We start from the raw sequence: 23,424 nt of genomic DNA on the forward strand, positions 1-23,424 counted from the left end.
CGCAGGGACGACCGGGGCAGCCAGGACACTCGGCGGCACGGGGACGCCCCGGAGGACCGGGACACCCTGGAGGACCGGGACACCCTGGAGGAGAGGGACGACGGGGCGGAGGGGGACGACGGGGAAAGGGCGGACGGCGACGAGAACCGGGCGGGCACGGCCGGCGCGGCGGTCGGACGGGGCCTGCTCACCGGCGGGACGGCCGTGGGCGCAGGAGCGGGCGGACTGCTCGCCCTGGCACTGGGCTTCGCGCTGGCGGTCGGCGCGTTCACCGTACCCCTGCCACGCTTCGGCGGGATCGAGAACCTGCCGCTGCCCGGCGGCGCCGACCTCGGCTCCCACCCCTACACCGTCACCGCCGAACTCGACGACGTACTCAGCCTCGTCCCGCAGGCGGCGGTCAAGGTCAACGACGTCGCCGTCGGCAGGGTCACCGCCATCGACCTCGACCACGACGGCTGGGCCGCCCGCGTCACCATGAAGATCAACGGCGATGTGCGGCTGCCCGCCGGCGCCGGCGCCCGGCTTGAGCAGTCCAGTCTGCTCGGCGAGAAGTACGTCCAACTCGTCGCGCCCAGCACATCGCACAGCGCCGGCCGGCTCCGCGACGGCGGCGTCATCCCGCTGTCCCGCACCGGCCGCAACACCGAGGTCGAGGAGGTGTTCGGCGCGCTGTCCCTGCTGCTCAACGGCGGCGGCGTCAACCAGCTCAAGACCATCACCAAGGAACTCGACGCCGCTCTCGGCGGGCGCGAGCCAGAGGTCCGCTCGATGCTCGAACGGGTCAACACCCTGGTGACCGACCTCGACGGGCACCGCGAGGACATCACCGACGCCCTCGACGGCGTCAACCGGCTCGCCGCCACCCTCGCCGGCCGCAAGGACGACGTAGGGACCGTCCTCACCGACCTCTCGCCCGGCCTGAAGACCCTGGACGAACAGCGCGGCTCGCTGCTGGCCATGCTGCGCTCCCTGGACACGCTGTCCGACGTCGCCGTCTCCACCGTCAACGCGAGCAAGGACGACATGGTCGCCGATCTCAAGGCCCTCGCACCCAGCCTGCGGGCACTCGCGGACGCGGGCACCGACCTGCCCGACTCGCTCCAGGCGCTGCTCACCTACCCGTTCACCGACGAGGTGCTGCGCGGCATCAAGGGCGACTACCTCAACGTGTACCTGAGCATGGTCGCCGCCCCCGGAACGCGGATCATCCCGCCCCTGGTGCCGCGCAGCACACCCTCGCCCTCCGCCTCGGCGCAGGAGACACCCGGCACGGCCCGCGGCAAGAGCACCACCAAGGGGTCCGGCGGCAGCGCCCCCGCCACCCGGGCCCCGACGGCGCCGCCGCTGCCGCTGCCGTCCGTCACCACGTCCTCCCAGGACGGAGGCGCCACGCCGTGATCACCCTCGCCGTACGCCTGAAGAACCTCGCCTTCCTCGTCATCGCCGTCCTCGTCCTCGGCTTCGTCGGCATCCGCTACGCCGACCTCGGCCGCTACGCCGGCGTCGCCGACTACTACACCGTCGACGTCCGACTCCCGCGCACCGGTGGCCTGTTCACGCACTCCGACGTCACCTACCGCGGGGTGTCGGTGGGCCGGGTCGGCCCGATCGGGCTCACCGCGGACGGCGTCGTCGCCGAACTCCGCATCAAGAAGTCCGCGCCGCGCATCCCCGCCGACACCCGCGCCGTGGTGGCCGGGCTGTCCGCGGTCGGCGAGCAGTACATCGACCTGCGGCCCGCGAGCGACAGTGGGCCCTATCTCGCCGACGGCGCCCGGATCGAACAGGCCGACACCGAGGTGCCGGCGCCCGTCACCGACGTGCTGTCCAGCGTCGACGGCCTCGCCCGGTCCGTGCCGCTGGACGATCTGCGCACGGTCGTCGACGAGTTCGGCAAGGCGTTCGAGGGCCACGGTGACGACCTCCAGGTGCTCCTGGACAACGGCAGCGCCTTCGTCGAGGCCGCCGACCGCGCCCTGCCGTCCACCAGCCGGCTCATCCACGACGGCGAGACCGTGCTGCGCACCCAGGCGGAAGAAGCCCGTGCCGTCCGCGACTTCGCCACCGGGGCCGAGCAACTCGCCCGCGCCCTCAAGGGATCTGACGCCGACCTGCGGCGCCTGCTGACCGTCACCCCCGATGCCGCCGGCCAGGTCAGCGGCGTCCTGCGGGACCTCGACCCGAGCCTCGGCGTGGTCCTCGCCAACCTGCTGACCACCTCCGAGATCGCCGTCACCCGGCAGCGCGGCATCGAGGAACTGCTCGTGAAGTACCCGGCGGCCGTGTCCGCCGGAGCCACCGCCGTCGACGGAGGAAAGGTGAACTTCGGCATGGCCGTCACCTTCTTCAAACCCCTGCCCTGTACCGCCGGTTACGGCGGCACCCGATACCGCGACGGACTCGACCTGGGCACCGCGCCCGCGCTCAACACCGGCGCCTCGTGCACCGCCCCGGCCGCGAGCGGCAGCAACGTACGCGGCTCGGCGAACGCGCCCAGGGGCGGCCTGGTGCCCGACCCGGTCCGACCGCCCTCCCTGCCCTCCGGCAGCGCCGCACCGACCGCCGCCGGGGCGGCGCTGCCGGGCGCGCTCGCCCTGGACGACCTGGGCGACGGCGCCCCGACGGACCTCGCGGCCCTGCTCGATCCGACCGGCGAGGTCGCCCGATGAGGCCCGCCTGGATCATCGCGGCCGCGGGGCTCGCCCTGGCGCTGGGGTTCTGCGGCACCGGCGCGTGGACCTACGCGCAGGCCCGCGGCGACGACGGGCTCGCCTACGGTCGGGAGCGTGACGCGGCGCTCTCCGACGGGCGGCGCGCCGTCGCCGTGCTCAACACGCTCGACGCCTCCTCGCAGCAGCGGGCACGGGCGGGCATCCGGGCCTGGCGCGCGGCGTCGACCGGCCCGCTCCGGGACGAGCTGGGCCGCACCGAGCCCCGCACCGGCGCGTCGGCCCGGGGCACGGTCACCGAGGCCGCCGTCACCGCGCTGGACCCGCGCGCCGGCACGGCCAAGCTCATCGCGGCCGTACGCGTCGAGGTCACGCCGGCCGGGTCCAAGACGTCGACCACGGACCGCAAACGCCTGGAAGCAGTGCTCGCCCGCACGGCCGCGGGGGAGTGGAAGGTCCAGGCCCTGAGCGCGGTACCGCTCGCCCGGACGGCCACCGAGGAGGCCACCCGATGACACGACTGCTACCCAACGAGACGAAGGGCACGGCGAGGCAAGCACCGCGGGACGCGGAGTCCGAGGAACCGCGGGATGCGGAGGCGGCAGTGGGACAGGGAGCGGTGGCGAAAGCGCCGCTGGGGGCTGAGGCGGCAGTGGGGCAGGGGGTGGTGGTGGAAGCGCTGAGGGACGCGGAGTCCGAGGAACCGCGGGATGCGGAGGCGGCAGTGGGACAGGGGGAGGAGGCGGACGTGCCGCTGGGGGCTGATGCGGGAACGGGGCAGGGCGTGGTGGCGGAAGTGTTGCGGGAGGGGGAGGCGGCGGAAGCGGAGGACGGGCGGGGCCAGGCTCCCGCGGCGGTATCCGAGGACGGCGCGGGTCGGGTGCCCGCGGCGGAGTCGGGGGACGGGTCGGGGCAAACGTCCGAGGCGGCGTCGGAGGGCGGGGTGGAGCCGGGCGAGGGGGAGGTTTCCGGGCGGTGGCGTCCGGGGGTTCGGGTGTGGCGCGTCGCGGTCGCCGTACTCGCCGTGGTCCTCGTCCTCGCCGGCAGCGGCTTCTTCTACGGCGCCCACCAGTTGACGTCCACCGCGTCGGCCCGGAACCGCGCGCTGACCGACACCGAGGCAACCACCCGTGTCGCGGGAGACGTCGGCAACGCCCTCGCCCGCGTCTTCTCCTACACCCCCGACGGCCTCGACGCCGCAGAGCGCTCCGCACGCTCCGTCCTCGACGGCCGGGCCGCCCGCCAGTACACCGAACTCCTCGGCCGGATCCGTGCCGAACTGGCCAAGCAGCGGGTCACCCTGAGTACCCAGGCCGTACGCGTCGGAGTGATCGAACTCAACGGCCACAGCGCCCGGTTGCTGGTCTTCCTCGACCAGGTCTCCCGCCGCGACAAGGCCGCGCCCGCCTCGGCGGCGGCCCAACTCAGCATCACCGCACGGCGGGAGCACGACCAGTGGCGGATCGTCGACATCACCACCCGCTGAACGAGCGCGGGAGACGGGAGCACCCCATGAAACGCGCGGTCCGCGCCCTCACCGGAGCCCGGACGCTGCCGGCCCTGGCCCTCGCACTCGTCCTGACCGCGGGCGGTTTCGCGGCGTGGACGGGCTGGGACTGGTACGCCGCGGCGCACGACGACTCGGCCGGGTACGCCGCGCAGCGCGACGCGGCACTCGCCGCCGGTGAACAGGCCGTGCAGAACCTGAACACGCTCGACCACCGCGACGTCGAGCACGGCCTCGATCTGTGGGAGTCCTCGACGACCGGTGACCTCCACAACCAACTCGCCGACGGACGCAAGGAGTTCGCAGCCCAGGTGCGGACGGCGAAGACGGTGACCACGGCCCGGGTGCTGTCCGGCGCCGTCACCGAACTCGACGACCGCGCCGGCCGCGCCCGGGTCCTCGTCGCCCTGCGGGTGACCGTGAAGGCGTCCGGCGCACAGAGCACCGACAAGGACAGCCGCCTGCTCGGCGAACTCACCCGGACCGGCGGCCGGTGGAAGCTCAGCGCCCTGGGCCAGGCACCCGTGGGCGGCACATCAGCCGGCTGACCCGGACCCGTGCCGCGCGTCGGCCGGCCGCACGAGAGGACGACACATCCGATGGCGACGACCCGTCACCACATCAACCGCGAGCGCCGGCGTCAGGCCCGCGAGGCCCGGCCCCCGGCACCCGCGTCCGGGCCCGGAGCCGGTCCGGGCGGGCCGGCCGACGAGGCCCTGCCCGCCGCGGCCACACCGGGCCCGTCCCGCTCCGGGCTCGCGGTGCTGCCCGAACGCGCCGCGCCGCCCGTGTCCCCCCGCCGCCCCGCACTCACCGAGGCCGCGAAACCGGACGGGGCTGGCGGGCCGGACGGGGCGGACCGGGCGGGCAGGCGGGACCCGGCGGGTGCGGGAGACGCGGGGCATGCGGCGGGTGCGGGAGACGCCGGAGATGCCGGGGGCGCCGCAGACGCTGGGGATACGGAGGATGCGGCGGGTACAGGAAACGCCGTGGGCGTAGGGGCCCCGAGCGGAGGCCGGAGACGGGTCCGCCGTCCGTCCCGCGGCGTCGGCCTGTCCCTGCTGTGCCTGCTGACCCTCGTCCTCGGCGGCTTCGCCGGCTGGGCGCACGCCCGCGCCCAGACCCTTCGCGACGACCCGGCCCTGCGCAACACCGCGCTGAGCGACCCCGCCCGCACCAGCGAGATCAAGGGGCAGACGGCGAAGGCGGTCGCCGCGCTCTTCTCCTACGACCACGCCGACCCCGCCGCCTTCGAAAAGGCCACGAAGGGCCTGCTCACCGGGAAGGCCGTGGCCCAGCACGAGGCCCTGCTCGCCGACGTCCGGGCCCGAGCCGACCAGCAGAAGGCGGTGATCACCACCACCGTCACCGACAGCGCGGTCGAACGCATCGACGGCGACCGGGCCCGCGTCCTGGTCTACGCCGACCAGAGCAGCGTCAGCACCGCCGGGGGCAAGAGCGCGGCGGACACCGAAGCCAAGCAGGCCGCGGACGGCGGCAGTTACGCCGGGGCCATGCTCGCGGTCGACGTGGTACGCCGCGACGGGCGCTGGCTGGTCTCCGGCATCGACACCTTCGGCCGCTGAGGGCGCCGGCCCCGCCGCCCCGGGGCGCCGGCACCGGTATCCGGCCCATCGACAAGGGAGCGACAGCCATGCCCGCACGCCGTGTACGCCGTCCGCAGGCCCGGACCCTACGGGGCCTGCGGGCCACCGCCGTCGCCGTCGCGGCCGTGGCGGTCCTCACCGCCTCACAGGCGCCCGGTCTCGTGTCGAGCGCCGACGGGAGTCCCGGCCGACGGGCCGCCGACGACGCGCCCACCCCGGCCACGGGCACCCCCTACGCCGATCTCGCCCCGCCAGGCGACGGCTCGTACCACACCGAACTGCCACCCCTGACGAGGCGTCAAATGCCCTACAGTGCCGGGGAGATCACCCGGATCAACGACGAGTCCGGCATCCCTGCGACCGTCCTGCGCGCCTACCGCGCGGCCGAGAGGGCCGTCGCCCGTACGGACCCGGGCTGCCGGCTGCCCTGGGAGCTGCTCGCCGCGATCGGCAAGGTGGAGTCGGGCCATGCGCGCGGCGGCGCCGTCGACCGGGCCGGCACGACCCTCGGCCGGATCACCGGCCCGGCCCTCGACGGACGGGGCTTCGCCCTGATCCGGGACACCGACGGCGGCGTCCACGACGGCGACCCGGTGTACGACCGGGCGGTGGGGCCGATGCAGTTCCTGCCCTCGACCTGGGCCCGCTGGGGCGTCGACGGCAACGGCGACGGCCGCGCCGCCCCCGGCAATGTCTTCGACGCGGCCCTGGCGGCCGGGCACTATCTGTGCGCGGGGGACCGGGACCTGGCACGGGCCGCCGACCTGGACCGGGCGATCCTCAGCTACAACTACTCGCGTACCTATCTGAACCTGGTCCGGCAGTGGCTCGACTTCTACCGGCGGGGCGTGCACGGCGTGCCCGACGGTGAGGGTGTCGTCCCGCGGTCCCCGGGCGCCGGCAGCGACACTCAGGCGACCGGGCCCGTGGACGGCGAGGGCGACGGCACCGACGGCGGCGGGATCGTCATCGGCCCCGACCCGGGCGGCCCCACCCCCACCCCCACGCGCTCGCCGAGCCCGTCCCCCTCCGCGACGGCCACGACGGGCCCGGAGCCGTCCAACTCGCCCGGGGAGCCGCCCGCGCCGGACCCGTCCGGCTCCCCGACCGGGGACTCCTCGGCCACACCGGACCCCACCGCAACCGCGACACCCTCCCCGGACCCGACAGACCCGACGGACCCGACGCCCGAGCCGTCCTGCCCCGATTCCTCACCGAGTCCGTCCCCCGCCAGCCCTGGCCCCACGGATGACACCCCCGCCTGCGCACCGCCGACACCGACGACATGAGCACACGGCACCGCGGACCGCGGGACCGAACCGGACCCGCCGGGGCGTTCGGGAAACCCCCGGCGTCCCTTCCGGTGCCCGCGGCGGCCGACGTCGCCGCGGCCACCGTACGGACAGGGCCGCTCGGACGATGACGAGGGCGTCGGCGCGGTCCATGCCGAGGGAGCCGCCCGCGCGGCCGTACGCCGCCGCGGCCCCGGCCGCGCGTGTCCGGCTCCGGTCGCCGCCGGAGGCGACATACGTCCCCGCATGGCCGCGGACCTCCAGGAGTTGGGCGGCCTCCAGCGCCCGGTAGCCGCGGACCGACCGGGGCAACCGGGCCGCACGTCAGCGAGCCCGCTCTTGCGTGTTCCCGCTCGTCGCGTGCCGGTGGCGGAGCGCGCGTGCGACGACCGCGGGCGCGGCGAGCGCCGCGCTGACCCACGCGGCGGCGCGGTAGTCGCCGGTCGCCCCGGTCACGGCCCCGGCGAGCAACGGACCGAGGAACGACGGAACCGGACCAGACACACGGAGCAGGTGTCCGGTCACCGGCAGCGAATCGGCCGAGGAGCGTTTCGCTCGTCAGCGGATCGCAGGCCGCCAGGTGACCGGCGGCTCCGCTCTGTCCGACTCAGGGCTTGTCACGCGGGGCACGCTACCCGTGGCACCGTCGGTCATCAACCGGATTACCGAGGGCACCGGTCCGCGGCCGACCGCCCACCGGACCGCGGCGACGGCCACCTCGCCGCGCTCGCCGCCCGCTTCGCCTCAGCGGATTCCGAAGCAGGTGGCCGACGCCAACGCCGGCCCCGGCAGGTTCTTGCCGCAGGCGTTCCGCGCCGAGGTGGCCCGCGCGGAACGCCCGCGGCAGGTGGGTCAGGCCGTTTCGAGCGTTGCCCATCCTTCGGCGTCGGCGGACTGCTTCAGCGTCGCCACCGCCCGCAGCAGCTTTGCCCCGGCGTCGGTGCCGGCCGGGACCGTGACGGTGAACTCGCGCGTGACCTCCGTATGCGGGGCGAGCCCGCTGAACCCGGCCGCCGCCGGGGTGACGCTCAGCGGCTCGGGGGCCGCGAGTCGCAGGCTGCCCGAGACGGGTGCGGCGCTCTCGTTGCGAAAGCCCACCTTGACCGTGACGCTGCTCCCGGCGGCGGGGCGCGCATCGCTCGGTGTCAGGGTCGGCGGCACGGGCGGCTGCCGGTCGCCCCTGGTGTAGACGCGCAGGTAGTCGACGCCCGTCACGGCGTCCGTCGGGCCGGAGGGATCGGTCTCGATCCGTATGGTGTGCCGGCCGTTCGCCAGGCCGCCGATCCGGGCGAGCAGTTCGTAGTACGTGTCCGTGGCGCCCTGCTGGGAAATCGGGCCGCCCCGGGCGATGCCGTCGACCAGTATCCGAAGGCGCCCGCCGTTCGGCCCGCGCCAGCCGTAGACGTCGACGCCGGTGCCGGTGAACGTGTACTCGGCCCAGTTTCCGGTGCCGGTGCCGCTGAGGTGGGTGGCGTTGTATGAGGAGTCGACGACGGGATACGCCAGGTCGAAGACCATTTTCGTGGTCCAGCCATGGCAGGTCCAGCCGGGCGTGACGGCGTTCTTGTGCGGGCCGGCGTCGACGACTGTGCCGTTGTCGACGGGTTCGGGCGCCGGTTGCGCGGCGTCCACGACGGTGCGGAAGCCGATCGTCGCCGCCCGGTCCCGGCCGGGGGCCATCAGCAGGTACTTGCTCTGGTGGTCGAGCCGTTGGGCGGTCTTGTCGGAGGGGAAGTAGTAGTTGGTGATACTCGAGGCGACGATCTGGTAGTAGCTGCCGCCGCGCAGCACGGCGGACCGGGTGTGGTCGTCGGTGAACTCGTCCGTCCACTGCCATACGTTGCCGACCATGTCGAGGACGCCGAACGGGCTTGCTCCGCCCGGGTGGGCGTCGACATCGTCCGGGGCCCGCATCTCGTGCCGGCCATGGAACGGCTCCGGTACGCGCGTGGTGTCGTAGGCGCTGCCCCACGGATAGGTGCGATTGTCCAGGCCCTGCGCGGCGTACTGCCACTCATAACTGTGCGGCAGCCGCCTGCCGGCCCAGCGGGCATACGCACGGGCGTCCTCGATCGAGACGTAGATGACGGGCTTCTTGGCCCAGCCGGCCTTGTGCTTCGGGTGGTGCTCGAAGCTCCAGTCCCAGTGCTTGAGGAAGTTCTGGTCATCCGCCGGCCGGTAACCGGTGGCGTCCATAAAACGCTGGAACTGCTCGTTCGTCACCGGTGTTCGGTCCATGTAGAACGGTGCCAGGTTGAGGGTCAGCTGGTGGTAGCGGTCGGGCTCCGGCTCGCCGGGGAACTGGACGCCGACGCCGCGCACGAGACCCGCGGCTCCCCGCCAGGACCAGCCCTCCAACTCGGCGCCACGGACGGCGAAGCGGTAGTTGGCGCCGGGGATGTACACCATGCCGGGCGGGGCCTTACGGGCCCGGGCCGTGCTCTTGATCTTCGTCATGGTCTGCGGCAGGAACGTGTTCGCCGCGGAGAAGTCCGACAGCGGGCGCCTGGCGTGCCGGTGCATTGACAGCAGGAAGTCGCCGAAGTCTTGGGGCAGCTGGGCCGGCGTGCCGGCGAGCACCGCGCCGAAGCCCTTGGCCTCGATCGGGAACGACAGCACGGCGCGACCACCGGAGATCTCCGGCTTCAGCTCGCAGCCGTTCCAGAGGTCGTAGTAGCGGATTCCCGGTCGGTGCGCGACCTCCAGCTGCGCACCGGTGCGCGGTGCGGTGTCGCGGTTGATGAGCGTCCACAGTGTTCGGGTGCCGCGTTCGGCCGGCCACTTGCTCGCGTACACCCTGCTCTGCCGCGTCGGGGTGTGCGGCTCCCACTCCGCGCTGACCAGTAGCTCCGGGAACTCTCTCTCGATCGTGGCGACGCGGCGGACCGCCTCGTTGTCGCGTTCGGTCATGCCGTTCCAGATGCCCCAGATGTTCTCCCAGCTCTCCAGGCCGGTGCCGTTGAAGAACGCGGACTGCAGCAGCTTCTTCACCGCGCTGCGACGTGCCGGTTCGGGCTTCGGCAGCTCAGCGGGCGGCTACGGCCTCGCTGCGCAGCAGCAACATCGCCGCGGGATACCCGGCGCAGACGCCGAGGCCGAGCAGGCCGCGGGCGCCGATCAGTACGCCGAGGCTAGGCCGTGTCCGGTCGATCAATCGGGTTGATCAGCGCCGGATCCAGATAGAGATGGCCGCGACGGTGACGGTGCCGAGGTAGATGTAGGCGCGCTTGTCGTATCGGGTCGCCACGGCCCTGAACTGCTTCAACTTGTTGATCGCGCGCTCGACGGTGTTTCTCTTGCGGTACAACTCCTGGTCGAACCCAGGGGGTCGGCCGCCTGCCGAGCCTCGCCTGATCCGGTGGTTGCGGTGATCGGTTTTCTCCGGGATGCAGTGTCGGATCTTCCGTCGCCGCAGTTCACGGCGGGTTGCCCGGTTGCTGTATGCCTTGTCGGCGCTGACGCTGTCAGGGCGGGTGCGAGGCCGTCCCGGCCCGATGCGCGGCACCCGGATCTTGTCCATCACCGGCTTGAACTGGGTGCAGTCGGCACACTGGCCTGCTGTGATGACGATCGACAGAGGGCGGCACCTGCCGTCGGCGCACAGGTGGATCTTCGTGGTGAAGCCGCCCCGGGACCGCCCCAGCGCCTCTCCCGACGCGCCGCCGCCTCCCTGAGGCCGAAAGGTCAGCGGGGCTTCTTGCCCCGGTTTGGCGCCCGTTGTCCCCCCTTTGGGGAATCAAGGGGTGGCGGTGGATCCCTGCGGGCCCCGGCGGCGTGCTGATGCGCCCTCACCGCGCTGGAGTCCACCGCCGCTGCCCAGTCGATCTCGCCCTCACTGTCCGCGACCGCCAGCACCTGCTGGAACAGCCGCTCCCAGGTGCCGTCCCCCGACCACTTGCGGTGCCGCTCGTACACGGTCTTCCACGGCCCGTAGCATTCCGGCAGGTCACGCCATGGCACACCCGTCCGCTCCCGGTACAGGATGCCGTCGATCACCTGCCGGTGATCACGCCACCGGCCGCAACGGCCGTTACTCACAGGCAGGAACGGCTCCAGCCGCTCCCACTCCTCATCGCTCAGACCACCCCGACCTTCCATGTCCAGGACAACGGAAGCAAGAGCGATAAGTCTCATGATCGGCCGGACACGGCCTAGGGCGCCCCCTCCCGGTGTACCTCATAGCCGTAGCCCTTGTCCGGGTTCGTGTCGAAGTACAGGGTCGGGCTGTCGCCCACCTTCTCGACCTGGAGAAGTGTGGACTCCGTGTCCGAGAAGGAGCCGGCGGCGTCGAAGAAAACCTCGATGGCGCCGCTGCGGTCGTCGTCACCCATGAGGCTCCACTCACCCCGCCCGTAGAGCCTTCCGTTTCCGGGCGGGGGTCGATGAAGCTGAACTCGATGGCACTACGCGGAATGCCCGACATCGACTCGGTCATGAAGGAGCGGCTCGCGCTGATCGGTTCCTGGGCCGCCCTGGTGGCCGGGTTCACCGGGGAGCACGTCGGCGAGCCACGCCTGATCATCACACTTGTCGGATCGCCCCTGCTGCACGTGGACTTCAAGTTCGTACGGGCCGGCGACTTCGCCGAGCGCGTCGAGGATCCGGATGTCCTGTGGGACCGGGACGGCCACCTGGCCGACGCGCTCGCCAAGCATCCGCCGACGCTCCCGTCGCTCGAACTCCAGTGGATCGAGGACCGGTTCTGGATCTGGGTGCACTACGGTGCGACGAAACTCGGCCGCGGTGAACTGTTCGAGGTCATCGGCTTCCTCACCTATCTGCGTGAGGCCGTGCTGGGTCCGCCGGCCGCCCGCCGGGTGGGCGCGCCGCCACGCGGCGTGCGCCACCTCGAATCCATCGCACCCGAGGAGGCACGCGACCTTCGGGCGACCGTGTGCGGTTACGACCGGCACGACGCCGGTCGGGCGTTCCTCGCGGGCGTCGAGCTGTACCGGCGGTGGCGCGACGACGCCGGAGCGGCGGTCCGACGCCACCGCGATGCCGAAAGGCTCGCGGTGCAGTATCTCCACGACGTCATCGATCGGACGGAGTGACCGAGTTGCGAGCCGGGCACCGCTTGGGGCGTGCTCTTCCGGGCAGCAGCCGCCCGCCGAGGAGCACGGCGCAGGCACCGACGGTCACGAGCCCGCCGGCGAGAAAGGTGCCCCGCACGTCGGCAAGCGGAAGGGCCAGTGCCCCCTGTCGGTCCCGCCGTAACCGAATTCATCCGGGAGGCGAGCCGAAGGGTTCGGGCATGGGCTTCGGGATCACCGCGGTGATCGGCTGCCGAGCGGTCATGCCACCTCAGCCGGCCGGGACGGTGAGGGTCCTGCTCCAGCCGTCGACGGTGGTGGCGTCGCCCTGCGGGCAAGGACCCGTTCGACGAGCATCCGGTGGAGTTCCGGATCCGGGCCGGAGCAGCCGTCGGCGAGGAAGGTCAGCCGGAAGTCCAGGTCGGCGACCCGGCAGGCGGTGGCGAGGACGACTCCGCCGGTCGCGGTGCCTGCGAGGACGAGGTGCCCGATGCCCTGGGCGGCGGGGGCCTGACGCAGGACGCTTCCGGGGAAGGCGCTGACGCGGTTCTTGGTGACGACGGAATCGCCGGGCAACGGCGCGGCATCGGGATGTATCTCGGCGCCGGGGTCGCTCGCGGTGAACGCGGCCGGGGGCAGCGCGACGAAGGTCCCGTTGCGCGGGCCGACTTCGGGTGCCACGGACGCAGACCGAGCCTGAGGTGCACGACCGGACGCCGCCACCGCGTGCCGCGTCGAGCGCGGAGGCCACGCGGGGCAGACAGCCGGGGTCCGTGATGTGGGCGAGGCGGCCGCACTGGACGTCCACGACGAGGAGTGCGGTGTCGGACATGGGGCGGGGTCCTTCCACCTTCGGTGGTCGATGCTGTGGCTACGACGGCCTCGGCGGGGAGGCGGGCCTTCGGGGCCATGGCCGGGCCGGCGGTCCCGACACGGGCGGCGGGGCCGGTGGGCAGGAGGTGGTCGGGGGCGGGTGACTGCTGTGGATGCTGCGTAGGCCACCGGCGAGTACACCCCTCGACGGCCGGGCAGGGCGCGGGACTCGGGGGGGCCGAGGTCGTTCTTCGACAGGACGTTGCAACTCCCTGCGCTGCGGCTGCTCCTGCCAGGCGATCGCCGACACGACCTGCTCGGCCGCCACGATCCGCGACCGCCGCGTCGAGAGAGTCGGCTGCGGCGTCTTCGCACGGCTCAAGCAGATCGTGCTGGAGTCCTACGACCGGATCGTCGGCCTCGTCCCGGACCAGATCGCCATCGACGGCTCGGTCAGCAAGGCACCCGCAGGCGGCGAGGCGGCAGGACGTTCCCCGGTCGACCGCGGCCAACAGGGCCTGAAGGGGGTGGCATCGCTTGTTCGTGGTGCAGTCGATCACGGCCACGACTCCGAGAAGACTTGAGCCCTGCTCGATGCGTGCGGCCCGCACGGTCGAGTCGCGTGCAGCACAGGAGGACACCGCGCGAGGTCCGTTGCGGCCATACGGGGCCGCGCAGCGGACGGCTGGGACCGACTCGGGAAGTCGGGTGTTCGTCCGGGTTCCAAGGACACCGGTTCCCGGCCGCCGGTCAGAAACGTGTTGCCGACATCTTGACCTTGCTCGAACCAGCGGCTTACGGTTCCCGCGTCCACGGTGATTGAAACGATTCAATCACCCGTTTCAACCCCGATTCGACCCCCGATCCACACTCCCCGATCCACACCCGCCGATCCACACCCGCCGATCCACCCCCCGATCCAATCCCCTGGTCGCCATCACCACCAGGAACCAACTCCCTTTGGGGCGCAGTCATGCATGAACACTTCTCGCAGCGTGGCGGGATCTCACGCCGCACGGTCCTGACCACGGGACTGGCCGCCGGCACCGCGGCGGCCCTCTGGACCGCGGCCCCCGGCGCACTCGCGTCCCCGGCCACCGGGAGCGGCCCCGGCGGCGACTGGTTCGCCGACCCCGCACGGTCGGTGCGCCCCAGATTCCGGTGGTGGTGGCCCGACGGCCTGGTGGACCCCGACGAGATCGCCCGCGAGATCGACCAGATCGCCGACGCCGGCTTCGGCGGGGTCGAGATCGCCGCGGTCCACCACAGCATCAAGGACAAGTCGGTGCTGGACACCGCTCGTCACGGGTGGGGCAGCAGACCGTGGCGGGACGGCGTCGAGGCCGCGCTGCGCCGCGCCGCGCGACGCGGCGTCACCGTCGACCTCACCCTCGGCCCGAGCTGGCCCGTCGCCGTGCCCGGCGTCCGTCCCGACGATGCGGCGGCGGCCAAGGAACTCGCCCACGGCCGGGTCGACCTGACCGCGGGAGCCACCTACCGCGGCCCGGTGCCGCCACCGCTGCGCGAGGCCGCCGCCGGTGTCACCCGGCAGCGGCTCCACGCCGTGCAGGCCGCCCGGGTGGCACCCGCCAACTCCACGCGCAAGGAGACCGGGCTCGACCTCGCCGGCGTCCGCGACCTCACCGCCACCGTCACGGACGGCACGCTGACCTGGACGGCACCCGAGGACGGCGACTGGGTGCTGGTCTCGTACTGGCAGCGGGGTTCGGGGCAGCAGCCCGAGTCCGGCCCGCACTCCGATCCGGCCGCGTTCGCCGTGGACCACCTCTCCGCGGACGGGACCGCCGCCGTCACCGAGTACTGGACGCGGCAGGTGCTGACGCCGACCCTGCGGCGGCTGCTGAAGGCGGCGGGCGGGACCTTCTTCGAGGACTCCGTGGAACTGGAGACCGACGGGCTGACCTGGACGCCACTGCTGCCGGACGCCTTCGAGAAGCACACCGGCCGGCCGCTGCTGCCGTATCTGCCGGCGCTGGTCCTCGACAAGGGCAACCAGGTGTTCGCCTTCGAGGCCGAAGTGACCCGGCAGATCAGGCACGACTTCTGGGAGACGGTCTCCGACCTGTTCAACCGCCGTCATCTGCGGGCCCTGCGGGACTGGGCGCACTCACTGGGCATGGAGCTGCGCTCCCAGCCGTACGGCCTGCAGACCGACGCCATCGCGTCGGCCGCCGTCCTCGACGTCCCCGAGGGCGAGTCGCTGGGCTTCAAGAACCTGGACGACTACCGCTGCCTGGCGGGCGGCCGGGACATGGCGGGGCACACGGTGCTGTCCTGCGAGGCGGGCGCCTACAACGGGTCCGCGTACAGCACGACATGGGACAGGTTCCTGCGCACCATGGGCGGCGCCTACGCGGCCGGCGTCAACCAGACCGTGGTGCACGGCTTCTCCTACGCCACCGCGCCGCAGGTGAGCTGGCCCGGCTTCGCCGCGTTCAGCCCGTACAACGGGACGCCCGGCTACGGCGAGTCCTGGGGGCCGCGGCAGCCCACCTGGCGGCACATCGACGACATCTCCGGGTATCTCGCCCGGGTGCACGGGGTCCTGCGGTCCGGCACCGCCCGGGCGGACGTCGCCGTCTTCCGGCAGACCGGCTACACCGCCACCGGCATCGGCGCGTCCTGGCTCACCTCGACCGGCGTACCGCTCGGCTGGACCCACCAGTTCCTCAGCGGCCCGCTGCTGGATCTGCCCTCGGCCACCGTGTCCGGCGGCCGGCTGGCGCCCGACGGACCCGCGTACAAGGCGCTGTTCGTCGAGGGCGACTTCTTCTACGGCTCGACCCCCACGCTCGCGGAGCCGCACGCCCGCAAGCTGCTCGAACTGGCCCGGGCCGGCCTCCCGATCGTCCTGCTCGGAGCCTTCGACCGGGCCCTCACCCCGGGCGTACCCGCCCTGGGCGAGACGGACCGGCTCCGCGGGATCCTGGCCCGGCTGCTCGCCCTGCCCCATGTGCTCCAGGTCGCCGACAAGACGGCGGTCGGCGACGCCCTCGCCCGGCTCGGCGTGACACCCGACGTGCGCCACGCCACCTCGTCCACGCTCCTGAACGCGCACCGGGCCACCCCGGACGCGGACTACTACTACCTGTGCAACGGCAAGCACGCCGAGACGGTCAAGCCGCCCGTGGCGGCCGTCGACCACGAGGTGACCCTGCGCGGCACGCGGCGCGGCGCCACCGTGCCGTATCTCCTCGACCCCTGGACCGGCGAGGGCGTGCGACTCGCCCGGTACACCCAGGACGGCGACGACTTCACCCTGCGGGTCACGCTCCAGCCGGGGCAGGCGATGATCGTGGCGCTCGGGCGGCCCGGCCTGTTCGGCGACCGCAACGGGGCCCGCCCGCACGCCCTGGCCACGGACGCCGACGCGGTGCTGTTCACCCGGCGCGGGCTGACGGTGCGGGCCACCACCGCGGGCACATACACGACCCGGCTGTCCCGGGGGCGTACGGTCACCACGGTCATCCCCTCCGTGCCCGCGCCGATCACCCCGGACCGCTGGCAGTTGGACGTCGAGGACTGGCTGCCCGGAGCCGAGGCGACACGGACCGAACGGGTGCGCCGCACGCTGACGCTCGACACCCTGCTGCCCTGGTCGCAGATCACCGAACTGGCGGACTCCGCCGGGGTGGGTCGGTATCGCACCACGGTCGTGCTGCCGGCCGACTGGGACGCGTCCCACGGCGCGCTGCTGGAACTCGGGCAGGTCAGCGACACGTTCCGGGTGACCGTCAACGGCACCCGGACGGCACCGGTGGACCGTCTGCACCCGGTCGCCGATGTCGGGGCCCTGCTGCGGCGCGGTGCGAACGTCATCGAGATCGAGGTGGCGACACCGCTCATCAACCGGCTGAGGGTGGTTCAGCCGTCCGTGTTCGGCGGCGTCGCCCGGCAGGCCCACGGCCTTGTGGGGCCCGTCCGACTCGTGCCGCACATGCAGGCGATCGTGGCCTGACTCCGGCGGGCGCACCCGGACACACCCGGCGGCATATGTCGCCGCCGGGTGCGCTCGCGTGTTCCGGCGGGACACACACCTGGTTGTGCTCTCGCCTGGATTGAACGATTCAACTCCCTTGTCGGCGTGGGCAGGTGATCGGCCCGTCACCACACCCGCGGCTTCGTGGCCGAGCCCGAAGTGCCCGCCTCACCTTGCATTTTTCCCTCCTCAATTACCAAAGGCTGCAAGGGACCTGGACTCGTCCTGTGAGAAACCTTGACGCCGACGGTGGTCACACCTAGCGTCTCCGGCGAATGAAATAGAACGTTTCAAGAACCTCCCGCCGGACCTGCCCGAGCCGCCCCGCCCGTCCGGTGCCCTGTCTGTCCGTCCGAAGGGAATCCGGCACGTGCCCGCACCGCGCGACACCTCAAGCCCGTCCCGTCGCCAGATCCTGTTCGCCGCGTCGGCCGCGGCCGGCGCCACCGCCCTGTCGTCCACCGCCGCGTGGGCTCCTTCGGCCGCGGCCGCCACCCGGCCGCCGGCCGAGGCGTCCGGCGCCGAACCGGTGCTGGCCCCCTTCGCGCTCGGCGCGGTCCGGCTGCTCGACAGCCCGTTCCTGGACAACATGCGCCGGACCTGCGCCTATCTGCTCTTCGTCGACGTCGACCGGCTGCTGCACACCTTCCGGCTGAACGTGGGGCTGCCGTCCGCGGCCCAGCCGTGCGGAGGGTGGGAGGCCCCGGACGTCCAACTGCGCGGTCACACCACCGGCCATCTGCTCAGCGCCCTGGCGCAGGCCCACGCGGGCACCGGCGACCGGGCCTACGCGGACAAGGCGGACGGCCTGGTGCGCGCGCTGGCCGAGTGCCAGAAGGCCGCCGAGTCGGCCGGATTCCACCGCGGCTACCTCTCCGCCTTCCCCGAGTCCGTCTTCGACCAGCTGGAGGCGGGCGGCAAGCCCTGGGCGCCGTACTACACCGTCCACAAGATCATGGCCGGGCTGCTCGACCAGTACCGGCTCAGCGGCAACCGGCAGGCGCTGACAGTTCTGCTGGAGATGGCGGACTGGGTGGACGCGCGCACCGCACCCCTGTCCCACGAGCGGATGCAGACGGTGCTCAAGGTGGAGTTCGGCGGCATGAACGACGTCCTCGACCAACTCCATCTGCTCACCGGCGACCCGGCACATCTGCGCACCGCACGGCGCTTCGACCACGAGGAGCTGTACGCTCCGCTCGCGGCGGGCCGCGACGAACTCGCCGGACGCCACGCCAACACCGAGATAGCCAAGGTGGTCGGCGCGGTGCCGGCCTTCGAGACCACGGGGGACCGCCGCTACCTGGACATCGCCGACACCTTCTGGACGATGGTCGTACGGGACCATTCGTACGCCATCGGGGGCAACTCCAACCAGGAACTCTTCGGCCCGCCGGGCGAGATCGTCAGCCGGCTGTCGGAGGTGACCTGCGAGAACTGCAACAGCTACAACATGCTCAAGCTGGGCCGGCGGCTCTTCTGGCACCGGCCCTCGCGCGCCGCCTACATGGACCACTACGAGTGGACGCTGCACAACCAGATGCTCGGCGAGCAGGACCCCGACTCCGCACACGGCTTCGTGACCTACTACACCGGGCTGTGGGCCGGTTCGCGGCGGCAGCCCAAGGGCGGGCTCGGCGCGGCTCCCGGCAGCTACAGCGGTGACTACGACAACTTCTCCTGCGACCACGGAACCGGCCTGGAGACACACACCAAGTTCGCCGACAGCATCTACTTCCGCTCCCGTGACACCCGCGACGCCGAGCTGTACGTCAACCTGTTCATCCCCTCCGAAGTGCGTTGGCACGAAGCAGGAGTGTCGCTCCGTCAGGAGACCCGGCACCCGGACTCGGACCGTGTCCGGATCACCGTCACCGGGGGAGCGGCGCGCTTCGCGCTGAAGATCCGCATCCCCGCCTGGGTGGCGGACGGTGGCAGACCTGCCCGGCTCAAGGTGAACGGCCGGCACGTCGGTGCGGCGCCGCGGCCGGGGACGTACGCGACCGTCCGACGTCACTGGCGCACCGGAGACAGCGTCGAACTCGTGCTGCCCCGCACCCCCGTCTGGCGTCCGGCTCCCGACAACCCGCAGGTGACATCGGTGTCGTACGGGCCGCTCGTCCTGGCGGGGGAGTACGGCGACACCCCGCTCGCCGTGCCGCCCACCATCCGCCCGGACACGCTGCGCCGCGTGCCCGGTGAGTCCACCGCGTTCACCGCGGTGGCCGACGGCCGGCCGGTGTCCCTGCGGCCGTTCCACGAGGTGCACCACCAGCGGTACAACGTGTACTGGTCGGTGACACCGAGGCAGGGCCGCGAACGGGACGTGGCGCGCTACCCGTTGGACGAGGGGAGGGGTACCTCGGCCGCCGACCGTACCGGCACGTTCGCCGATGCCCTGCTCGCCGGGGGCGCCTCCTGGATCCGGGACGGCGCTACCGACGCCGTGGCGCTGGACGGGGTGAGCGGCCATGTCGCCCTGCCGGACGGCCTGCTGACGGGTCTGACGGAGCTGACGGTCAGCGTGCGCGTACGCGTTGACGCGCTGGTCGCCTCCGCCCGTGTCTTCGACTTCGGATTCCACAAGGAGACCTATCTGTTCCTCGCCGCGACCACCGGCGCCGGACGCGCCCGCGCCGCGCTGAAGATCGCGGGCATGGCCGCGGAGGACGTCGTCGACGCGGCGGGCTCGCTCCCGGTCGGCCGCTGGACCCATGTGGCCCTCACACTCGGCGGCGGCACCGGCGTCCTCTACCTCGACGGCGGCGAAGCCGGCCGCAACCCGGCCATGGCCGCGGGGCCGCTGCTGCTCGGCGCGACCAGCCGCAACTTCCTCGGCCGTTCGCAGAACACCGTCCATCCCCACCTCCGGGGTGCGGTGCGCGATCTGCGGCTGCACAACCGGGCCCTGACCGCCGCCGAGGTGGCGCGACTCGCCGCCGGCTGACCGGCCTTCAGTCCCGCAACCCGCAACCCGCAACCCGCAACCCGCAACCCGCAACCCGCAACCCGCAACCCGCACCCGCACCCGCACCCGCACCCGACCCCGGCACCTTCGCCGTACCCGGCCGTACCCCGCAGGAGTGCACACATGCCCGAACACGACCTGTCCAGACGCCGTTTCGTCGCCGCCGCCTCGGCCGGTACCGCGCTCGCGGCGGGGCTGCCCGGCCTCGCCCACGGCGCCGACGCCGCACAGCCCCGGGACGGCGGCGGCCCCTCTGGGCACCCGGCACGGCACTTCGCCGATCCCCCCAAGGACAGCCGCCCCACCGTCTACTGGTATTGGAACGGGCCCGTCACCACCGACCTGGTCGACCGTCAACTCGCCGACCTGCGGTCCAAAGGGATGTACGAAGTCGTTCTGTTCCCGTTCGACAACACCGAGATGCAACCCGCGTTCTTCACCGAGGAATGGTTCGACATCGTCGGACACGTCCTGCGCACGGCGGAGCGCACCGGCATGCGGGTGTGGCTGTTCAACGACGACCACTTCCCGTCCGGCCGGGCCGGCGAGTACGTCGTCAAGGGCGGAACCGTCGGCTTGCGCACCTATGAGCCCCGTCCCGATCTGCGGCTCAAGGCACTGTGGCGGTCGACCACCGTGGTGAGCGGACCCGCCCGCGTCGATCTGCACCGCACCACGGGCGTGGGCGTGGAGGCCGGCCGCCTGGTCGCCGACGCCGCTCTCCTCGACGGCGCCGCCGTGCTCCGCGACAGCGAACGCTGGGGCGACTACACCCTCACCGCGGACGGCAAGGCCGACCACACGGCCGCCGGGGTCGTGGTGCGGGCCGCGCAGGACGGCCTCGACGGCTACGCGGTCACCTTCGACCAGGCCGGTGTCGTCACCGTGCTGCGCCTCGCCCGCGGCGCCGAACCCGTCGAACTGCTGCGCAGCAGCAGGACCGACGGCTTCAACAAGACCAAGTTCCACACCCTCGCCGTCACCGTCCGCGGAGCGCGCCTGTCCGTCACCCTGGACGGCAAGGACAAGGGCGGCGTCGAGGACGCCGGGCACCCCGCCGGAGGCGCGGGTGTGCGGGCGGTCGGCGACCAGCGCGGCCTGTGGGACACCCTCGCCGTCACGGCGGACGACGGCACCACGCTGTACCGGTCGGCCTTCGAGGACCCGGCCGCCGCCGGTGACTTCCCCGAGCGTGCTTCGCTCGCCGCACGGGCCGTCGCCGCCGCGGCCCGGCCCGCCGGGTCCGCGGACGCCGCCGAGTCCGTCGACCTGACGGCGCGGCTCGCCGGCGGCCACACCTGGCAGGTGCCCGCGGGCCGTTGGCAGCTCGACCTGTTCGGCGGGCTGCCCCTCGTCGACGACTCCCAGGGCTACAGCCGCAGTTACCTCGATCTGCTCGACGACGAACCCGTGGACCTCTTCCTGGACATCGTGCCGGGCGAGTACCACCGGCGCTTCGCCCGCTACTTCGGCACCGTCGTCCCCGGCTTCTGGGACGACGAGCCGTTCTTCGGCTCCGCCGAGGCCCACTTCAAACGGCTGCCGTGGTCGCCCGCCCTGGACGAGGCGCTGCGCGCCGTGGGCGCCGCACCCGGCACGGCCTACGCCAGCGCCTTCGACGACCTGGGACGTGCGGGACGCATCGCCCGGGGCCGCTACTGGCAGGCCGTCTCCAACCGCTTCGCCCAGTACTTCCGCAAGCAGGCACAGTGGTACGAGCGGCGCGGTGTCGCCCTCATCACCAACCCGCTGTACGACGAGACGGCCCCCGCCAAGCGCATCCCCTCCACCGGCGACCTGCACAAGGTCAACCAGTGGGCGCATGTGCCGGGCGGTGACATCATCACCGCCGAATACGTCGCGGGGCAGCCCACCATGATTCCCCGCAACCCGGCCTCCGCCGCCCACCAGGCGGGCCGCGAACGGGCGTTGCTGGAGATGTTCGGCAACATGGGCTGGCAGGTCACGCCCGGCTTCGTGCACGCGACCGTCGGGGCCCAGGCCGCCCGCGGTATCAACCTGACCGTGCTGCACGCCCTGTGGACCGACGAGACACGGGTGTACTTCCCGCCGCCGTTCGGCCCGCGCGCCCCCTGGTGGTGGGCCATGCGGCCGCTCGCCGAGTGGATCGGCCGGGTCATGGAGGCCGGGCGCGGCACGTCCGGCGCGCGTACCGACCTGCTGCAACCCCAGCGTGCCGCCGAGCAGTTGGCCGGCACGGCCCGGCAGGGCGAGGTCGACGGCGCGTTCGCCGACGCCGCCTACGCGCTGGAACGCGCCCAGGTCGACTTCGATCTGCTCCACGAGGGCGCCTTCGGCGACGATCCTGACCTGCGGTACCGGGCCGACGTCCGCGGCGGCCGGCTCGCCGTGGGCGCGGCACGCTACGACCTGGTGGTCCTTCCGCGGTCACCGACCCTGGACGCGGCCGGTGTGCGCACCCTGCGGGAGTTCGTGCGCTCCGGTGGCACCGCCGTCGCCGTGGGCCCGTTTCCCGAGGACGACGCGGACGGCAACGACCGCACCCTCGCCCGTGCCCTGTCCGACCTGTTCGGGGACGCGCTGCCGGGCACCCGTGCCCTGGGCGCCGGGCGTGCCGTACGCGTGGCCGATGTGTCCGGTCTGCGTGCCGTCGCCCACCGGGCCGGGGCGGCGGCGGCCGTGCTCGACCCCCCGCGCGACGCGATCCGGGTGCTGCGCGTGCACCGTGGCACGGACACCGTGTTCCTCCTCAACAACGAGAGCGGTGAGCCCGTCGAGACCGTGGCGGCCCTCCCGGCCGGCGGAGTGCCCGAGCTGTGGGACCCGGCGACGGGTGACACCGGGCCCGCACCGGTGTACCGGAGCACCGGGCTCGGACTGCATGTGCCGCTCGGCTTCGAGCCGTACCAGACCCGGATCGTCGTGGTCCGCCGCACCGGCCCCACCCCGCCGCACCTGACGCAGGCCACACTGCCCGTGCTCGATGTCGACACCGACGGCCACACCCTGCGGGTGACGGCGGAGGCCACCGCGCCCGGCGTCCACCGGCTCACCGGCACCCACGGCGGCCACACCTACCACGGCACGGTACGCGTCGACGACCCGCTCGCACCGGTCACCCTGGACGACGACTGGACCCTCATCCTGGAACGCGACGGCGCCACCCCCGTCACCGGCCCCCTCGGCAGCTGGACCGACGTCGACCGGCTGTTCTCCGGCAGCGGCACCTACCGCACCACCGTCGACGTCAGGCCCTCGCTGCTCGCCGGGCGGCGGGTGCTGCTCGACCTCGGGGACGTACACGATGTGGCGGCCGTGACCGTCAACGGCACGGACCTCGGGCCGCTGCTGTGGGCGCCCTTCGTCGTCGACGTCACCGGCCTGCTCACCCCGGGACGCAACCGGCTCGCCGTGCGTGTCTCCAACACGCTGTCCAACGAGCGCAACAAACCCCTGCCGTCCGGGCTGCTCGGCCCGGTCACGCTGCGCTTCGGGCGCCGCGTCACCGCCCGGCTCACCCGCGTCTGACCCGTCCGGCCCCCGACGCCAC

At 72.9% G+C, this 23,424-nt stretch carries 16 protein-coding genes and 1 pseudogene; 12 read left to right on the forward strand and 5 right to left on the reverse strand.

The window, feature by feature from the left end; translation table 11 throughout:
* Positions 1-183: 183 nt before the first annotated feature.
* From ABT245_RS23325 to ABT245_RS23355, 7 genes are all read left to right on the forward strand, one after another.
* On the forward strand, positions 184-1,401 hold the full coding sequence (locus ABT245_RS23325; protein ID WP_351736582.1) for an MCE family protein: 1,218 nt from the start codon (positions 184-186) through the stop codon (positions 1,399-1,401).
* Positions 1,398-2,672: an MCE family protein gene (locus ABT245_RS23330; RefSeq protein ID WP_351736526.1), complete on the forward strand. Its 1,275-nt coding sequence runs from the start codon at positions 1,398-1,400 to the stop codon at positions 2,670-2,672. Before ABT245_RS23325 ends, ABT245_RS23330 begins: the two co-directional genes overlap by 4 nt.
* Positions 2,669-3,187 (forward strand): hypothetical protein, encoded by a 519-nt coding sequence (locus ABT245_RS23335; RefSeq protein WP_351736528.1) that lies wholly within the window; start codon positions 2,669-2,671, stop codon positions 3,185-3,187. Before ABT245_RS23330 ends, ABT245_RS23335 begins: the two co-directional genes overlap by 4 nt.
* 365 nt (positions 3,188-3,552) lie before the next feature.
* Complete coding sequence (locus ABT245_RS23340) at positions 3,553-4,158, forward strand: hypothetical protein (RefSeq protein ID WP_351736584.1); 606 nt, start codon at positions 3,553-3,555, stop codon at positions 4,156-4,158.
* A gap of 26 nt (positions 4,159-4,184) precedes the next feature.
* Positions 4,185-4,727 carry an Rv1363c family protein gene (locus ABT245_RS23345; RefSeq protein ID WP_351736530.1) on the forward strand — a complete coding sequence of 181 codons (543 nt, stop codon included), beginning with the start codon at positions 4,185-4,187 and terminating at the stop codon, positions 4,725-4,727.
* Positions 4,728-4,778: 51 nt separating this feature from the next.
* Entirely contained in the window at positions 4,779-5,765 is a 987-nt protein-coding gene (locus ABT245_RS46150) for a hypothetical protein (protein WP_502982170.1), read from the forward strand.
* A gap of 68 nt (positions 5,766-5,833) precedes the next feature.
* Positions 5,834-7,075 carry a lytic transglycosylase domain-containing protein gene (locus tag ABT245_RS23355; RefSeq protein WP_351736534.1) on the forward strand — a complete coding sequence of 414 codons (1,242 nt, stop codon included), beginning with the start codon at positions 5,834-5,836 and terminating at the stop codon, positions 7,073-7,075.
* A gap of 855 nt (positions 7,076-7,930) precedes the next feature.
* Here ABT245_RS23355 and ABT245_RS23360 read toward each other — a convergent pair.
* The 4 genes from ABT245_RS23360 to ABT245_RS23375 form a co-directional block, all read right to left on the reverse strand.
* A complete protein-coding gene (locus ABT245_RS23360) occupies positions 7,931-10,069 on the reverse strand; it encodes an SUMF1/EgtB/PvdO family nonheme iron enzyme (protein WP_351736536.1) in 2,139 nt (712 codons plus the stop codon).
* Positions 10,070-10,103: 34 nt separating this feature from the next.
* On the reverse strand, positions 10,104-10,232 hold the full coding sequence (locus ABT245_RS23365) for a hypothetical protein (RefSeq protein ID WP_351736594.1): 129 nt from the start codon (positions 10,230-10,232) through the stop codon (positions 10,104-10,106).
* Between the two features lie 9 nt (positions 10,233-10,241).
* Positions 10,242-11,176 (reverse strand): IS5 family transposase gene (locus ABT245_RS23370; RefSeq protein WP_502982173.1). Its coding sequence is split into 2 segments (ribosomal slippage): positions 10,242-10,778 and positions 10,781-11,176, totalling 933 coding nucleotides; the frame shifts between segments, so codons are not numbered across the junction.
* A gap of 53 nt (positions 11,177-11,229) precedes the next feature.
* Positions 11,230-11,409 carry a hypothetical protein gene (locus ABT245_RS23375; RefSeq protein ID WP_351736538.1) on the reverse strand — a complete coding sequence of 60 codons (180 nt, stop codon included), beginning with the start codon at positions 11,407-11,409 and terminating at the stop codon, positions 11,230-11,232.
* 66 nt (positions 11,410-11,475) lie between these two features.
* Here ABT245_RS23375 and ABT245_RS23380 point away from each other — a divergent pair, with 66 nt between their 5' ends.
* Positions 11,476-12,132, forward strand: a complete 657-nt coding sequence (locus ABT245_RS23380; protein WP_351736540.1) for a nucleotidyltransferase domain-containing protein — start codon at positions 11,476-11,478, stop codon at positions 12,130-12,132.
* A 240-nt stretch (positions 12,133-12,372) separates the two neighbouring features.
* Here ABT245_RS23380 and ABT245_RS23385 read toward each other — a convergent pair whose 3' ends face one another.
* Complete coding sequence (locus ABT245_RS23385; RefSeq protein ID WP_351736542.1) at positions 12,373-12,792, reverse strand: cysteine hydrolase family protein; 420 nt, start codon at positions 12,790-12,792, stop codon at positions 12,373-12,375.
* A gap of 328 nt (positions 12,793-13,120) precedes the next feature.
* On the opposite strand from ABT245_RS23385, the pseudogene ABT245_RS23390 reads away from it, so the two are divergent.
* From ABT245_RS23390 to ABT245_RS23405, 4 genes and pseudogenes are all read left to right on the forward strand, one after another.
* Positions 13,121-13,448, forward strand: a pseudogene (locus tag ABT245_RS23390) (IS5/IS1182 family transposase); the annotation flags it as partial.
* A gap of 449 nt (positions 13,449-13,897) precedes the next feature.
* Entirely contained in the window at positions 13,898-16,903 is a 3,006-nt protein-coding gene (locus ABT245_RS23395; RefSeq protein ID WP_351736544.1) for a glycosyl hydrolase, read from the forward strand.
* A gap of 391 nt (positions 16,904-17,294) precedes the next feature.
* Positions 17,295-19,871, forward strand: coding sequence for a glycoside hydrolase family 127 protein (locus tag ABT245_RS23400; RefSeq protein WP_351736546.1), 2,577 nt, complete (start codon positions 17,295-17,297; stop codon positions 19,869-19,871).
* A 144-nt stretch (positions 19,872-20,015) separates the two neighbouring features.
* Positions 20,016-23,402 carry a glycosyl hydrolase gene (locus tag ABT245_RS23405; RefSeq protein ID WP_351736548.1) on the forward strand — a complete coding sequence of 1,129 codons (3,387 nt, stop codon included), beginning with the start codon at positions 20,016-20,018 and terminating at the stop codon, positions 23,400-23,402.
* Positions 23,403-23,424: the final 22 nt, after the last annotated feature.

The sequence above is a fragment of the Streptomyces sp. NPDC001508 genome, from assembly GCF_040298665.1.
Lineage (GTDB): Bacteria > Actinomycetota > Actinomycetes > Streptomycetales > Streptomycetaceae > Streptomyces.